Here is a 14541-nt window from a genome sequence, read left to right on the forward strand (position 1 = left end):
CTACGCCGCCTCGCTAGTCGACATAGCTCCTTCTACCCCGGCGCCGAGGGGCCGGGGCGGCCCGGTCGGCCGGACGGGGTCGCGTCCGCCTCAGCCCGGCACGGTGCCGTCCTCGTGCGCCATCCAGTGCACGAAGCGGTGGAGCGGATACATGGCGTCGTGCGGATTGCCGATGGTGCCGGGCCCCGCCTCGCCCAGCCGGACGATGCGCTGGGCGCCGCCGCTCGCGAGACGGTCGCGGTAGCCGGCCGTCCGCTCGGAGGGGTAGAACCCGATCGTCTGCGTCGCAACGTTGACGAACCGCACCGCGTCGTCGAGGGAGTCCACCCGGACCACGTTGACGACCTTGTTGATCGGGTGGAAGTCCACGGGCTCGTCGGAGCGGATCACCAGGCCCGTGCCGTCGGTCCTGCCCCAGGTCCGGTAGTCGTCGTCGAGCATCATCAGCGTGTCGATCTGCTCGCGCAGGTCCCGCTCCAGCGGCCTGGTGTCACCGGACTCGGCCGCCTTCGCCGCGATGTGCCGGTACAGGCGCGCGCAGAAGCGGTCGGCGTCGTCCCGGTCGCCCTCGAGGAAGACGAACCGGCTGGCGACGCAGGCCTCCTGGTTGAGGACCATGACGTCGGAGGCGGCCAGCGAGGCCGCGCGGTCGAGCGTCCCCTCCGAGGCGAACGCCTCCCCGCCGACCATCGAGATCGAGGTCTTGGGGTCGAACGACACCAGCTGGAAGCCGGGGCCCAGGTACTTGATCACGTTGTTGATCGCGTCGCCGCCGCCCCAGGCGACGATCTTGTCGAAGTACTGGGGGCGGTACAGCACGCGCTCCACCGTGTCGTCGCCGCCGCGCCAGTACACCGCCGACATCGACGTGACGATGGGGTGGGCCGGATCGATGGCGGCCATGGTCCGCAGGATCGCCACCGTGGTGAAGGGGTCGCTGGACGACATCTTGAACAGGTTGACGGCCTTGACCATCGCGCCCTGGGCGATGGACTTGACCGCGACGCCCGGAGAGTTGCCCGGCAGCACGTGGATCAGCCGGGGCGCGAACGCCCGCACGAAGCTCTTGCGTCCGGTGAAGTCCTGCTTGGGGACCCATCCGTCCAGCGCCCGGGGGTCGGGGAAGTTCTGCTCGACCACGGTCTCCAGCAACCGCTTGTCGAGATAGGCGGCCGCCGCACCGACCTGCGCCTCCAGCACCGGGCGCGGCAGGATGTGCGTGGTCGACATGCGGTCGATGCACTCGCGCATGAACGGGTTCCGGGGGTCGCGGATGCGCTCCCCGGTCTCGACGAGGAAGTCGATGATCTCCGCGAGCGGGACGTTCAGCAGCGGCGGCACCTCGGCGCGCGGATGGACCAGACCGTCCATGACGATGCGCGGCGTCGCGAACGCGACGCCGAGGTCGCGGGAACGGTGCGTGGCGTCGTGGCCCTCGACCAGTTCGCCGCGCTGGAAGAACGGCGCGGGCACGGCGCCGCCGGCCTGCGGCTCGGTCTGGATCGCGGTCATGACAGCCCCCGGACGTAGGCGTCGACGGTGCCGGCGCACCCGATCTTGTCGTCGCCGGCGACGAGGTCGGCGTAGCGGGCGATATCGTTGCGCACCGAGGGCCCCTTGCTGCCGCAGGCGCACGGGTCGAGGTCGAGGGCGATCTTGTCGCCGGTGATGACCCCGCCCCAGCGCCCGTCGAGCGAGAGGTCGAAGAAGGCGGCGCGCCCCTCGACCTCGCCGCTCTCGTGCGGCAGGAGCGCGTCGCCCGTCTCGTCCAGGACGAACGGCACGAGCCAGGGCGGCACGTGGTAGCGGTCGCCCTTCCGGCACTTGGGCATGCCCGAGTTGAGCTCCTGCATGGAGTAGTTCTGGAAATCCCGCTCGGCCGGGATGTTGAACGTCTGGTGCACGTACTCCTGGTAATCGTCGGGCAGTTGCGCGCGCTTCAGCCCGCCGCCGACGTAGATGCAGTTGTCGGGGTGGAAGTGCTCCGCCGAGTAGCCCATGTCCCGGACCGCCCTGGCCACCTGGTACAGGCTGTTCCACATCCCCGCGATGTAGAGCTTCTCCTCCCGGTGCCGGACGAGCGCCTCGGCGACGGCGACCACCGACTCGTCCATCGCCTTCTGCCGTTCCTGGGACGTGCGCTCGAAGTCGGCCAGCTCGTCGGGCGGCGCGGTGCCGTCCGCGATCTTCTTGCGGAGCACGACCATCCTGGTCAGCGAGCCGATGGTGATCGGCGGGAGCGGCGGCTGGAAGCGCTCCTTGGCCGGATCGCCGAACGCCTCGTGCTGGGCCTGGGCGATGACGAGGTTCTTGGGGACGGCGGCGGTGGCCCCGAGACCGAACATCCGCCGGTCCCGGGCGGGCCGCACGCCCGAGCCCCAGGAGAAGACGTTCACGGTGTCCTTGCGCGACCACTCCATGTCGCGTTCCGAGGCGAGCAGCATCGCGGACTTGCCGGTCGTCCCGCTGGAGCACGACACGTAGTGCCCCGCGGCTTGGAGCCGTGCGACCCAGTCGTCGATGTCGGCGATGCCGGACGTCTCGATCGGACCGATCGGGTACGGCGAGACCGTCTCCAGCCACTTGCCGAGCCGGTCCCACTGCCCTTCGAGCAGGAAGCTCTCCGGATAACTCTTGTAAGCGGTGTGCGGGAACAGCAGCGGCACCATGTCGGCGCGGTCGCGGATCTCGCCGGTGCCCGCCTCCTCGGCCCGGCGGGCCAGCAGTTTGATCCGGTTCCTGCGTTCCTGGAAGCGCTCGTCGAGCGCCGCGCGCTGCGTCTCGCGCAGGTCGGCATGGGAGTGGTCGAAGCGGTCCGGCGCGTCGACCAGCCGCAACAGTCTTTCCACAGCAGAGCTCACCGGGCATCCTTCCCTGAGTCCGGGTGGGGACTCGAGAAAATAGCAACTCCTACGTATCATTAACGCCTGGGAGGCGCGGATGCAAGAGACGCTCACGAGGAGGACGGCATGACGGGGACCGGACCGCCGGCCCGGCGGGGCGCCGGGCGGCCCACCCGCGAGCAGGCCGAGGCCCGCCACGCGGAACTGCTCGACACCGCGCTGGACCTGTTCCTGGAAGGCGGCTACGAGGCCACGACGATCGAGCTGATCGCGTCCCGCGTCGGCATGACGAAGCGGACCATCTACGCCCGCTACCCCGAGAAGTCCGCGCTGTTCCTCGCCGCCGTGCTGCGCGCCATCGAACGGCAGGCCGTGCCGCGCGAGGTGCTCGAGGACCTCGACGACGGCGACCTCGCCGGGACGCTGAAGGCCGTCGCCAGGCTGCGGATCGAGCAGGTGACGACACCGGACGGGCTGCGCCTGCAACGCATCGTCAACACCGAGAGCTACCGCTTCCCGGAGATCTTCGTCGCCGCCTACGAGCTGAACACCGCACTGGTGGTCGGCTTCGTCGCCGACCTCCTCGACCGTGCCGCCGCCGCGGGACGGATCGCCCCGACCAACTCCGATCAGGCGGCCCGCGCCTTCATGAGCATGGTGGTCGGCAGCCAGGTGCGCGCCATCGCGGGCGGCCGCCCGCCGGCGCCGGAGAAGATCGACGAACGCGTCGAGTTCACCGTCCACCTGCTGCTGGACGGCCTCCGGCCGCGCTGAACACGAACGAAAGGCGAAGCGTTGAGATTCGATGCGGACCGGCCCGTCGCGGTCGTCACCGGGGCCAGCTCGGGAATCGGCAGATCGACGGCCCGCGGGCTGCTGGGACGCGGCTGGCAGGTGATCGGCGCCGGCCGCGACCCGCACCGCTGCGCGGAGGCCGAGCGGGAACTCGCGGCCGCGGGCGACTTCGCCATGGTGCGCGGCGACTTCACCCTGATGGCCGAGGTCGTGCGCGTCGCCGCCGAGATCGCGAGCCTGGCCCCGCGCCTCGACGTGCTGGTCAACAACGCGGGCGGCGTCCGGGACCGCCGGATCGTCACCGCGGAGGGCACCGAGGCGACCTTCGCGGCCAACCACCTCGCCCCGTTCCTGCTGACCCGCGAGCTGATGCCGGCGCTGCGGACGAGCGCGGCCCGCCCGCCCGCCGCGCCGGGGCGGGTGATCACGGTCTCCTCGAGCGCCCACCGGATCGGCGACGGCCTCGACTGGGACGACCTGCAGAGCCTCGACCGCTTCCACACGGCCCTCGCCTACGGCCGGGCGAAGCTCGCCAACCTCCTCTTCACCCGCGAACTCGCCCGGCGGGCGGCGCCCGACGGCATCGTCGCGCAGGCCATGCATCCCGGCAGGGTGGCCACCAACTTCGCCTCCCACGGGGACGCGGCCATGCGGGAGCACATGGCCGCGGCCGACACCGTCCCGCCCGGCGAGCCCGCGGAGACGCTCGTCTGGCTGGCCACCGGCCCCGAGGGCGGCCGGGACGGCGGCCGCTACTTCCACCGGAAGGCGGAGGAGGCGCCCGCCGGGGCGGCGCTCGACGACGCGGCCGCCGCCCGGCTCTGGGCCGAGAGCGAGAAGCTGCTGACCGAACTCGGCTTCTAGACGGAACCGCTTCTAGACGGAACGGTTTCCAGCGGCGGCCCGCCGATCGCGTCATCCGGCCGGGCGCCGGCTGGGAGCCCGGCGACCGGGCGCGCTCGGACCGTGTCGACACCCGCGGCGACAGCGGCCGGCTCACCACCGGCGTGCTGGATGACCGCCGTGGGACTGTGCACCTGGTGATCCCGCTCCGCACCGCCGGGTGCCCCGTTTCGGCCGCGTCGTCCTGTTCGGACTCGGCGAACGCTGCGGCGCCGGCGCGCCCCGGCACATCGACTTCCGCGCCGCGCACGACCTCCGGCGCGACCGCGTGGAACCGAGCCGCCGGGCCCGCCGGACCGGCCGCCCCCATGGCGCGGCGCGTCCGCGCGGACGGGTAGACGAGCGGCACCCTCGAGTCACTTGTATGTAATCGCAACGTAACTCTATGTTGTCATCGCAGGTCGCCGGGTCATGACGGGTCGAGCCAGGGCCCGTCCCAAGCCCGTCCCGTCTCGTCCCCTCTCCAGGAGGAAGCGTGAACCCGCCCACGGTCCCGAGCACGACCGTCGCCCTGGTCCGCGACGTCCTCGTCGACGCCCTGCGGATCGACCCCGGGCAGGTGGAGGACCACGCCCGCTGGTCCGCCCTGCCCGGCATGGAGTCGCGGACGCTCTACGTCGCCGTGCACGACATCGAGGATCGGCTCGGCGTCGAGCTGCCGCTCGACCGGCTCATCGTGACCCGGACGGTGCTGGAGCTGGCCGGAGTCGTCCACCGCGCCGTACAAGGAGGGAAGCCTCGATGAACGAGCCGTGCAGCCGGCTGGCCGGTGTCGCCGTGCACCTGCCCGAGACGACCATGACCACGGCCGAGCTCGAGGACGCCGTCGAGGCGCGCAGCCCCGGCGTGCGGATCCCGCGCGGGGTGCTGGAGCGCGCGAGCGGCGTGCGGCGCCGGCACATCGCGGCCCCGCACGAGCTGCCGTCCGACCTGGCCGTCGCGGCGTCCCGCGAGGTGCTGGACGACGCCGGCGTCCGGCCCGCCGAACTCGATCTGATCATCTACGCGGGCGTGCTCGGCGACACGGTCGAGCCCGCGACCGCGCACGTCGTCGCGGCCGGGCTCGGCGCGGCCTGCCCGGTGTTCGACGTGCGCAACGCCTGCAACGGGTTCGCCAACGCCATCGACATCGCGGACGCGTTGATCGCCCGCGGCGGCCATCGCCGGGTGCTGATCACCTGCGGGGAGCTGCTGAGCGCCGGCATCCCCTGGCGGATCCGGAGCACCGAGGAGTTCTTCGCGGCGGGCCCGCACTACACGTTCTCCGACGCCGGGGCCGCGCTGCTGATGGAGGCGGGCCCGGCCGCGGGCGACGGCCCGGCCGGGGGCGTACTGGCCACCCGGTTCTCCGCCGAGTCCGCCGCGTGGGCGCTGGCCGCCCTGCCCGTCACCGGACTGTCGTCGGACCCGGACGGCGCCCCGCTGGGCATCGGCCGGTTCGACTACGACTCCCTGCGGTTCGCCGCCGCGTTCAACGACCTCGATCTCGAGGTGCTGCACAAGCCGCTGGTCGAGGCCGGTCTCCGCTGGGACGACTTCGCCGCCGTGTGCGTCCACCAGGCGGCGCTCCCCTACCTGCGGGCGTTCTGCGACCGGGCCGGGATCCCGCACGACCGGACCGTCGTGACGATCGCCGAGCACGGCAACGTGGCGACCGCGTCGCTGCCGCTGCAGCTCGCCGAGGCGGTGCGCGGCGGCCGGGTACGGCGCGGCGACCTGGTCGCGCTCGTCGGCCTCGGCAGCGGCATCGGCGCCGGCATCGTCATCGCGCGGTGGTGACCCGGATGCACGCCGACGGCCCCGGCCGGCTCGCCGACCTGCTCGCCGCGCGCGTGCGGGAGCGGCCCGGCGCGGTGGCGTGCGCGACGGGCGGCCGCTCGCCCCGCACCGTCACGTTCGCCGAGCTGGACGCCCTGATCGACCGGACGGCGGCGGGGCTGCGGGCGGCCGGGGTGCGCGCGGGCACCCGGACCTCGGTCATGGTGCCGCCCGGCGTCGAACTGCTGGCGCTCGCGCACGCGCTGCTGCGGATGGGCGCCGTCCCGGTGCTGATCGACCCGGCGCTGCCCCGCGCCGCGCTGCGGGCGTGCATGGCGGAGGCGGCGCCCGAGGTGTTCGTCGGCGTCCCGCTCGCGCAGGCCGCGCGGACGGCGCTGGGGTGGGCGCGCCGGTCCGTCCGGACGACGGTCACGGTCGGGCCGCGGCGGTTCTGGCTGGGCCGCACCATGCACGGCTTGCGCGCCGCCGCGCCCCCCGAACCGGTCCGCGATCCCCCGCCCGGCCCGGACGACCTCGCGCTCATCGCCTACACGTCCGGTTCGACCGGCCCGCCGAAGGGCGTCCCGCTGCGGCACGGGCACCTGCTCGCGCAGGTGCGGATGCTCGACCGGGCGAAGCCGCTCGAACCCGGGACGCGCGTGCTGTCGACGTTCCCGCCGTTCGCCCTCGCGAGCACGGTGCTCGGGGCCGTGCCCGTGTTCCCCGCCGTGGACGCGCGCCGCCCGGCGGCCGCCCGTCCGTCCGTGCTGGTCACCGACATCCGACGGTTCGGCGTGGGCGCGCTGTTCGCGCCGCCCGCGCTGCTGGACCGGATCGCCCGGTACTGCCTGCCCCGGGGGCTGGTCCTGGACCCGGTCCACACCGTGCTCACCGCGGGCGCCCCGCTGCCGCGCGCGGTGCTGGATCGGGCGCGTGCCTGCCTTCCGGCCGGCGCCGAACTGCACTCGGTGTACGGCGCGACGGAGTGCATGCCGGTCAGCGCCATCGAGGGGCACGACCTTGCCGCGACCGCCGGAGCGGAGGGGACGTGCCTGGGCGAGCCGCTGCCGGACCAGCTCGTCCGCGTCATCGGGGTGACCGACGAGCCGATCCCCGAGTGGCGGGACGACCTGCTCGTCCCGCCCGGGACGGTCGGGGAGCTGACCGTCACCGGGCCGACGGTCGCCGGCCCCTACCTGGAGCGGCCGGACGCCACCGCGCGGGCCCGGATCACCGACGGCGACCGGGTCGTGCACCGGATGGGCGACCTCGGCCGGATCGACGAGCTGGGCCGGCTGTGGTTCGCGGGCCGCAAGAGCGAACGCGTCCGGCTCGCGTCCGGCGACGAGCTGTACACCGACCACGTCGAACCGGTCTTCGACGCGCTGCCGGGGGTGCGCCGCACCGCCCTCGTCGGCGTCGGGCCGCCGTCCGGGCAGCGCGCCGTGCTCGTCGTGCAGGCCGAACCCGGGACGGGACGCGCGCGGCGGGCCCGTATCCGTGCCGAGGCCCTCGCGCTCGCGGTCGAGCGGCCCGGCACCGCCGCGATCCGCGACGTGCTGTTCCACGACCGGTTCCCGATGGACGTCCGGCACCGCAGCAAGATCCGGCGGGACGAGCTGGCGGCCTGGGCGGCGCGGCGGCTGGAGGCGGATCCGCGATGAGGGTGCTGGTCACGGGCGGGAGCGGGTTCCTGGGCGAGGCCGTCTGCCGGCGGCTGGCCGAACGCGGCGACGCCGTCCGCTCGTTGCAGCGGCGCCGGTCGGCCGCGCTGGACGACCTGGGCGTCGTCCAGCACCTCGGCGACGTCCGCGACCGGGACGCGGTGCTCGCGGCGGCCGACGCGTGCGACGCCGTCGTGCACTGCGCCGCCAGGGCGGGCGTCGGCGGGCGCGACCGCGACTACGAGCGGACCAACGTGGACGGGACGCGGCACGTGCTGCAGGCGTGTGCGCGCGCCGGGGCGCGGCTGGTGTACACGTCCTCGCCGAGCGTGGTGCACGACGGGCGCGACCTGGAGGGGGCGGACGAGTCGCTGCCGTACGCGCGGCGGTTCCTCGCCGCGTATCCGCGGACGAAGGCGGCGGCGGAGGGCCTGGTGCTGGGCGCCGCCGGGCGGCTGATCCCGGCCGTGGCGCTGCGGCCGCACCTGATCTGGGGTCCCGGCGACCCGCACTTCCTGCCGCGCCTGGTCGCGCGGCGGCGGCGGATGATGCTGCCCGGGGCGTCCGACAAGAAGGTCGACACGGTCTACATCGACAACGCCGCCGACGCCCACCTGCTCGCCCTCGACCGGCTCGCCCCCGGTTCGCCGCTGAACGGGCGCGCCTACTTCGTCACCCAGGGCGAACCGCAGGGCATGGGCGACTGGTTGAACGCGCTGCTGGCGGCGGCCGGGGCGCCGCCGGTCGTCCGGCGGGTCCCGGTCCGGGCGGCCGCCGCGGCGGCGGCGCTGGTCGAGTTCGGGTACCGGCTGCCGGGCGTACGCGGCGAGCCCCCGCTGACCAGGTTCCTGGTGCGGCAGGCGTCCACCGCGCACTGGTTCGACATCTCCGCCGCCCGCCGCGACCTCGGCTACCGCCCGGCGGTGAGCACGGACGAGGGCATGGCGCGCCTCGCCGCGCACCTGGAACGGCGGCCGCTGCGGGCCGCCCCGTGAGCGGGTTCCCCGGATACCCGTTCGCGTCCCACTGGTTCGAGCGCGACGGCCACCGGCTCCACTACGTGGACGAGGGCACCGGGCCGCCCGTCCTGTTCCTGCACGGGAACCCGTCGTGGAGCTACATGTGGCGCTACCCGGTCCTGGCGCTCCGCGACCGGTTCCGCTGCATCGCCCCCGACCACATCGGCATGGGGCTGTCCGACAAACCGGACGAGGACGGGTACGCGTGGACGCTCGCGTCCCGCGTCGACGACCTCGACGCGCTGACCGGGCACCTGATCGCCGCGGGCGCCCCCGAACGGGGCTGGACGCTCGCGATGCACGACTGGGGCGGCCCGATCGGGATGGCGTGGGCCGCCCGGCACCCCGAACGCGTCGCCCGCCTGGTCGTCCTCAACACCGCCGCGTTCCCGAACCCGCACGGGGACCGCGTCCGGCCGCCGCTCCGCCCGCCGTTCTGGATGCTGCGGGAGACGGCGTTGGGCGAGCGGCTCTTCCTCCGGCACAACGCGTTCGCCCGGCTCGCCACCCTGCCACCGCTCGGCGTGCGGCGGCCGATGCCCCGCGCCGTCCGGGCCGCGTACCTGGCGCCGACCGCCGAACCGGGAAACCGGATCGCCGTCCGACGGTTCGTCCAGGACGTCCCGCTGCGGCCGGGCGACCCGGCCTGGCCGGTGCTGCACGGCGCGGCGGAGGCGCTCGAGTGGTTCGCGCACCTGCCCGTCCTCATCGGCTGGGGGCTGCGCGACGTGGTGTTCGACCGGGCGATCCTGGACGAGTGGTGCCGCAGGTTCCCCGGCGCCCGCGCCTGCGTCTACCCGGACGCGGGCCATTACATGCTCGAGGACACCGGCTACCGCTTCCTGACCGAGCTGCACGCCTTCATGAGCGGACGGCGCTGACCGCAAGCCCCGCGTCGGGTTCGAGGTCCGCGTGCAGCACCGTGAGGCGCCCGTCCAGCCAGCGCCGCCGCGTCCGGTGCCGCCGCACCTTGCCGCTCGTGGTGCGGGCGATGGCGTTGCGGCGCACGAGCACCACGCTCACCGGGACGCCCGCGGCGGCGCTCACCGCGTGCCGGACGGACCGGGCGAGGGCGTCGAGCGGCTCCGCGCGGCGCCGGTCGACCTCCTGCACCAGCACGACGTGCTCGCGGTCGCCCCCCGCCACGGCGAACGCCGCACCGGCCCCGGCGGCGGGATGCGCGCGGCGCCCCGCCTCCTCGAGATCGTGCGGGTACAGGTTGCGGCCGTTGACGATGACGACCTCCTTCAGGCGCCCGGTCACGTGGAGGAGGCCGTCCTCGACGTACCCGAGGTCGCCGGTGCGCAGGTAGGGGCCCTCGCCGTCCCGGAGGCGGGTGCGGAAGGTGCGCTCGGTCGCCTCCGCGTCGCCGTGGTAGCCGAGGGCGACGCCGTCCCCGGCCACCCAGATCTCGCCCACCCGCCCGTCATCCAGCGGGACGCGGGTGCGCGGATCGACGACGCGGACGCGGGCGCCCACCGGACGGCCCGCGGCGACGATCCCGGCCGAAGTCCCGGCGGACCCGGGATCGGTGCCGGGGCGGCGCACGACCGGGCCGCCGCCCGGGGAGCCCGCGACCAGCAGGGTCGCCTCGGCCAGCCCGTAGGCGGGCGCCCAAACCCGCCGGTCCCAGCCGATCGCGGCGAAGCGCCGCTCGACCGCCTCCAGCGTCGAGGGCCGGACGGGCTCCGCACCGATCACCGCGCGCCGCAGGCACGACACGTCCAGTCCCGCCAGCTTCTCGTCCCGGCAGCGGCGGGCCAGCCACTCGTACCCCGAGTCAGGGGCGACCGTCGTCCCCGCCCGGTACCGGTCGATCATCTCCAGCCACAGGGCCGGGCGCGCGAGGAACGCCACCGGCGGCGCGCACACCAGGTCGCCGCCCGCGAAGAGCGTGTGCAGCATCCCGACCAGGCCCATGTCGTGGAAGTGCGGCAGCCACCCGGCGGCCGTCCGGGCGGCGGGCGCGCCCACCCAGGAGCCGATGGCGGCGCAGTTGGCGAGCACGTTGCCGTGCGAGATCGCCACGCCGCGCGGACGTCCGGTGGACCCGGACGTGTACTGCAGGTAGGCGACGTCGGACGGGGCCGCGTCCGGCAGCCGCCCCGACCCGCGGAGGTCCCCGCCGTCGGTCGCGACGCACCGGACGCGCTCGTCCGGGCCGGAGCGTCCGAGCCGCTCCCGAAGGCCCGGCAGGTTCGCGGCGTCGGTCAGGACCATCCGGCCTCCGCAGTCGGCGATCATGCCCTCGGCGCGCTCCAGCGCGTGCGCGTCCGTCCCCGGCAGCGGCGCCGGAACCGCGATCGCGCCCGCGTAGAGGCAGCCGAAGAAGGCGCATAGGAACTCGGGCCCGGCCGGGTAGAGCAGAAGCACCGGCCGCCCGGCCGACCCCTCCCCCGCGATCCAGGTACCCAGCGCGCGGGCCCGTTCGTCCAGGCGCGCGTACCCCAGCCGGTCGGTCTCGACCAGTTCGCCGCCTCGGGACGTGACGTAGGCGAACCATCGTCCGTCGCCGTACCGCTCCGCCCGGTCCCGCAGGCACCGCACGAGGTTCGTGTATCCCGTCATCGCTCCCCGCAACTGGTCACGTTAAGTGATGGTATCGTCATGGAGAGCCATCGCCAGGGGCGGTCCGGTGAGGGCCGGGTAACCCGACGGCCACGCCGGGGCGAGGAATAGGTCGAACAAAAGGAGGCCGCGAGTGAAGCGACGGGTGCGGCGCTTCCTCGTGCTGTTCGTCCCGGCGGTCGGCGCGCTGGCGGTCCTGGCGTTCGGCTTGGCCCAGGGCGCGCTCCCCGCCTCGTTCGCCGTGTCGGGCCGGCAGATGAAGGTGTCGGCCGACGAGCTGTCCGGGCACGGCTTCGCCCTGTACCCGGCGGTCGTGCACTCCGCGGACGGCGACGGCCGCCCGGTCCTGACCCTGACCATGCGCTCCGCGCGCGTCCTCGGCCTGTGCCAGTCGGCCGCCGTGAGCACCCCGCTCGGCCGGTACACCGTGCGGCTGAGCGCGAGCGACCCCGCCCGCCCGTCCCGCGTCCACGGGCTGAGCATCTCCGCCACCGACGTGGACGCCGACGTCGACTTCCGCTCCCTGCTGCTGAACCGCGACGCCGGCGGCCTCGGCACCGGCGCCCCGACCAGCGGCTCCCCCGGCGACTTCGGCGTCGGCGCGGACGGCTTCGTCGTCCGGAACGTGCGGGCCGACGCGTGGCTGGTGGCCGGCGGCTCGTTCCAGGTCACCGGCCTGGACGTCTCCTTCGGACGGGACGTCCGGGCGTGCTTCTAGCCCGCCGCGCCGGGAGAGCGCCCCGGACCGTCCGCCGCTGGACCGCCCGCCGCCCCTTCACCGCGGGCCTGCTGGTGGCCGCGGCCGGTGCCGAGATCCTGCTCGTCCCCGTGCTCGGCACCGGCCTGGTCGTCCACCCCGGCCTGGGCGGTTACGCCGCCTTCCTCCTCGGCCTCTTCCTCGTCGCGATGGGCGCCGCCCTCTGGTTCGTCCCCGGTCAGCGGATCGCCTTCGCGCTCCTCGCCGTCCTGGCCGCCCTCGCCGCGTTCGTCCTGGCGAACCTCGGCGGGTTCCTGGTCGGCACCCTGACCGCGATCACCGGCGCGTCCCTGGCCTTCGCCTGGGGCCCCGAGCGCTCCGGCGGGGCCCGGCCCGACGGCCGGTGAGCCCGGCGGGCGCTCACCCCTCCAGCAACCGCTGATCGACGTACTCGCCGGGAGCCGCCGGGCGGGCCGGCTACCGGGGGCGGGTCACGCGAACGGGTCGGCGGCGCGCATCTCGATCATGTGCATGGCGCCGTGCAGCCGCGCGACGGCCCCCGGCCGGAGCCCGGCGCGCGCGGCGAGGGCCGCGTACTCGTCCTCGGTACGCTCGCCGCTGCCGAACACGGCGTACATCTTCAGGTCGAAGATCGCGTCGTGGTCGCGCGCCTCGCCCTCGGACAGCCGCTCGATCACCAGGACCCGCCCGCCGGACCCGGCGGCCTCGGCGGCGCGTCCCAGGACGGCGACCGCCTCCTCGTCCGGCCAGTCGTGCAGCACCTGGGCCAGGAGGTAGACGTCCCCGCCGCCGGGCAGCTTCTCGAAGAAGCTCTGCCGGGCGATGGTCGTCCGGTCCCCCACGCCCACGTCGGCCAGGTGGGCCTCCGCGCGCGCGGCCGTGGTGGGCAGCTCGACGAGCGTGCCCCGGGTGCCGGGGAACGCGGACAGGACGTGCCCGAGCAGCGTGCCGGAGCCCCCGCCCACGTCGACCACGTGCTCGTCCGTCAGGTCCATGGCCTCGACCGCCTTGGGCGCCCAGTCGCCGGACCACTCGGCCAGGGTCCGGTCGAAGCTCTCGCCGAGGTTCGCCTCGGAGGCCAGCTCGTCCCAGAAGGAGTGCCCCTTGACGTGCTCGAAGCCCGACCGCCCGGTCCGGACCGCGTGCAGCAGGCCGGGCCAGGCGTGGTCGAGGCGCGCGTGCCCGAAACGGTCGTCGAGCATGGAGTGGACGTACTCCTCCAGCAGGAGGTAGCCCTTCGGGCCGAGCCCGACGGTGCCGTCCGCGGCGACGGTGAACAGCCTCTCGAAGGCCAGCAGCCCGACCAGCCTGCGGATGCCTCCGGGGCGGGCCCCGGTCGCCTCGGCCAGCGCGTCCACCGTGGTCCGGCCCTCGCTCACGTGCTCGGCGAGGCCGAGGGAGATCGCCGCGCGGACGGCGTAGGGGACGCCGAGGTTCACCGTGCGCCGCAGCTCGGCGAGCTGCTTCGCGTGCTGGTCCTGGCTGCGGCCCGCGCGCCAGTAGCCGGAGATGTCGGTGTGGCCCGGGTCCACCGGCCTGTCTTCCTTGAGCCAGCGCCGGAACGGGCGCAGCATCCCCGCCTCGCCCGCCGCCCACGCGTACACCTGGCCGTCGCGCCACGGCGCGGCCCGGACCGCGGCCATGAAGGCGCCCGGTCCGGCGGTGTCGCGGTGCACCCAGGTGATGTCGAGGTCCGCGGCGTGCTCGAAGGTCTGCTCCTCGCTCGCGGACGGCACCGAGACGACGGCCGTGACGGGCGTCCCGGCGGGAAGTTCCTCGACGCGCCGGGCGATCGCCGGGAGGGCGGTCTCGTCCCCGGCGAGGAAGTACCAGTCGATGTCCGGGGGCAGGACGGTCGTCCCGCGCGGCCCCGCGACGTGGACGCGGTCGCCCGGCCGGACGCGGTCCGCCCACTCCGCGGCGAGCCCGCCCTCGTGGCGGACGAAGTCGAGCTCGAGGCGCCGCGCCGCGGCGTCGTAGCGGCGCGGCGTGTAGTCGCGGGCGCGGGCGAGCGCCTCCCGGCTCCAGTCGAGGTGCCCGTCGTCCTGTGCCGGCGGGGCGATGTCGGTGCCGTCGAGGACGACCAGCTTGACATGGTCGTCGGCGTTCTCCGTCCGGAACGGGAAGATGTCGTGCCCGTTGTTGCGGAAGGCACCGAGTTCGTCGCCGGTCAGCACGATCCGGCGCATGCCCGGCGTGACGTCGAACGCCTCCAGCACCTCCAGGCGGCGGATCACGATCGGGTACGGCTTGTGCTCACGTCCGGCCATCTG

General features: G+C 74.6%; 13 protein-coding genes. 9 read left to right on the forward strand and 4 right to left on the reverse strand.

Annotation, left to right across the window (positions count from 1 at the left end; genetic code table 11):
* Positions 1-90 precede the first annotated feature (90 nt).
* Both F7P10_RS02385 and F7P10_RS02390 read right to left on the reverse strand, forming a co-directional pair.
* Entirely contained in the window at positions 91-1512 is a 1422-nt protein-coding gene (locus F7P10_RS02385) for an acyl-CoA reductase (protein ID WP_151007871.1), read from the reverse strand.
* Positions 1509-2861, reverse strand: coding sequence for a hypothetical protein (locus F7P10_RS02390; RefSeq protein ID WP_151007872.1), 1353 nt, complete (start codon positions 2859-2861; stop codon positions 1509-1511). The genes F7P10_RS02385 and F7P10_RS02390 overlap by 4 nt, the downstream gene beginning before the upstream one ends.
* Positions 2862-2969: 108 nt before the next feature.
* Here F7P10_RS02390 and F7P10_RS02395 point away from each other — a divergent pair, with 108 nt between their 5' ends.
* From F7P10_RS02395 to F7P10_RS02425, 7 genes are all read left to right on the forward strand, one after another.
* A complete protein-coding gene (locus F7P10_RS02395; RefSeq protein WP_151007873.1) occupies positions 2970-3617 on the forward strand; it encodes a TetR/AcrR family transcriptional regulator in 648 nt (215 codons plus the stop codon).
* A gap of 21 nt (positions 3618-3638) precedes the next feature.
* Positions 3639-4502: an SDR family NAD(P)-dependent oxidoreductase gene (locus F7P10_RS02400; RefSeq protein ID WP_151007874.1), complete on the forward strand. Its 864-nt coding sequence runs from the start codon at positions 3639-3641 to the stop codon at positions 4500-4502.
* Between the two features lie 514 nt (positions 4503-5016).
* Positions 5017-5286 (forward strand): acyl carrier protein, encoded by a 270-nt coding sequence (locus tag F7P10_RS02405; RefSeq protein ID WP_151007875.1) that lies wholly within the window; start codon positions 5017-5019, stop codon positions 5284-5286.
* Positions 5283-6320, forward strand: a complete 1038-nt coding sequence (locus F7P10_RS02410; protein WP_151007876.1) for a 3-oxoacyl-ACP synthase III family protein — start codon at positions 5283-5285, stop codon at positions 6318-6320. Before F7P10_RS02405 ends, F7P10_RS02410 begins: the two co-directional genes overlap by 4 nt.
* Before the next feature lie 5 nt (positions 6321-6325).
* The gene (locus F7P10_RS02415) at positions 6326-7963 is read left to right on the forward strand and encodes a fatty acid CoA ligase family protein (RefSeq protein ID WP_151007877.1); all 1638 of its coding nucleotides are present in this window, start codon (positions 6326-6328) and stop codon (positions 7961-7963) included.
* Positions 7960-8958, forward strand: coding sequence for an NAD-dependent epimerase/dehydratase family protein (locus tag F7P10_RS02420; RefSeq protein WP_151007878.1), 999 nt, complete (start codon positions 7960-7962; stop codon positions 8956-8958). The genes F7P10_RS02415 and F7P10_RS02420 overlap by 4 nt, the downstream gene beginning before the upstream one ends.
* A complete protein-coding gene (locus F7P10_RS02425) occupies positions 8955-9863 on the forward strand; it encodes an alpha/beta fold hydrolase (protein WP_151007879.1) in 909 nt (302 codons plus the stop codon). Before F7P10_RS02420 ends, F7P10_RS02425 begins: the two co-directional genes overlap by 4 nt.
* Here the strand turns inward: F7P10_RS02425 and F7P10_RS02430 are convergent.
* The gene (locus tag F7P10_RS02430) at positions 9844-11550 is read right to left on the reverse strand and encodes a fatty acyl-AMP ligase (RefSeq protein WP_151007880.1); all 1707 of its coding nucleotides are present in this window, start codon (positions 11548-11550) and stop codon (positions 9844-9846) included. The two genes, F7P10_RS02425 and F7P10_RS02430, sit on opposite strands and share 20 nt — an antisense overlap.
* A 133-nt stretch (positions 11551-11683) precedes the next feature.
* Here F7P10_RS02430 and F7P10_RS02435 point away from each other — a divergent pair, with 133 nt between their 5' ends.
* Both F7P10_RS02435 and F7P10_RS02440 read left to right on the forward strand, forming a co-directional pair.
* Positions 11684-12268: a DUF6230 family protein gene (locus F7P10_RS02435; protein WP_151007881.1), complete on the forward strand. Its 585-nt coding sequence runs from the start codon at positions 11684-11686 to the stop codon at positions 12266-12268.
* Positions 12259-12654 (forward strand): DUF6114 domain-containing protein, encoded by a 396-nt coding sequence (locus F7P10_RS02440; protein WP_151007882.1) that lies wholly within the window; start codon positions 12259-12261, stop codon positions 12652-12654. The genes F7P10_RS02435 and F7P10_RS02440 overlap by 10 nt, the downstream gene beginning before the upstream one ends.
* An 84-nt stretch (positions 12655-12738) precedes the next feature.
* Here F7P10_RS02440 and F7P10_RS02445 read toward each other — a convergent pair whose 3' ends face one another.
* Positions 12739-14538, reverse strand: a complete 1800-nt coding sequence (locus F7P10_RS02445) for a siderophore-interacting protein (RefSeq protein ID WP_151007883.1) — start codon at positions 14536-14538, stop codon at positions 12739-12741.
* Between the last annotated feature and the right edge of the window lie 3 nt (positions 14539-14541).

The sequence above is a fragment of the Actinomadura sp. WMMB 499 genome, from assembly GCF_008824145.1.
Classification (GTDB): domain Bacteria; phylum Actinomycetota; class Actinomycetes; order Streptosporangiales; family Streptosporangiaceae; genus Spirillospora.

Excerpts from the sequence above, each read along its gene's own strand:
- F7P10_RS02385 (WP_151007871.1), bottom strand. The coding sequence starts at position 1,512 with ATGACCGCGATCCAGACCGAGCCGCAGGCCGGCGGCGCCGTGCCCGCG.
- F7P10_RS02395 (WP_151007873.1), top strand. The coding sequence starts at position 2,970 with ATGACGGGGACCGGACCGCCGGCCCGGCGGGGCGCCGGGCGGCCCACC.
- F7P10_RS02410 (WP_151007876.1), top strand. The coding sequence starts at position 5,283 with ATGAACGAGCCGTGCAGCCGGCTGGCCGGTGTCGCCGTGCACCTGCCC.
- F7P10_RS02415 (WP_151007877.1), top strand. The coding sequence starts at position 6,326 with ATGCACGCCGACGGCCCCGGCCGGCTCGCCGACCTGCTCGCCGCGCGC.
- F7P10_RS02420 (WP_151007878.1), top strand. The coding sequence starts at position 7,960 with ATGAGGGTGCTGGTCACGGGCGGGAGCGGGTTCCTGGGCGAGGCCGTC.
- F7P10_RS02430 (WP_151007880.1), bottom strand. The coding sequence starts at position 11,550 with ATGACGGGATACACGAACCTCGTGCGGTGCCTGCGGGACCGGGCGGAG.
- F7P10_RS02445 (WP_151007883.1), bottom strand. The coding sequence starts at position 14,538 with ATGGCCGGACGTGAGCACAAGCCGTACCCGATCGTGATCCGCCGCCTG.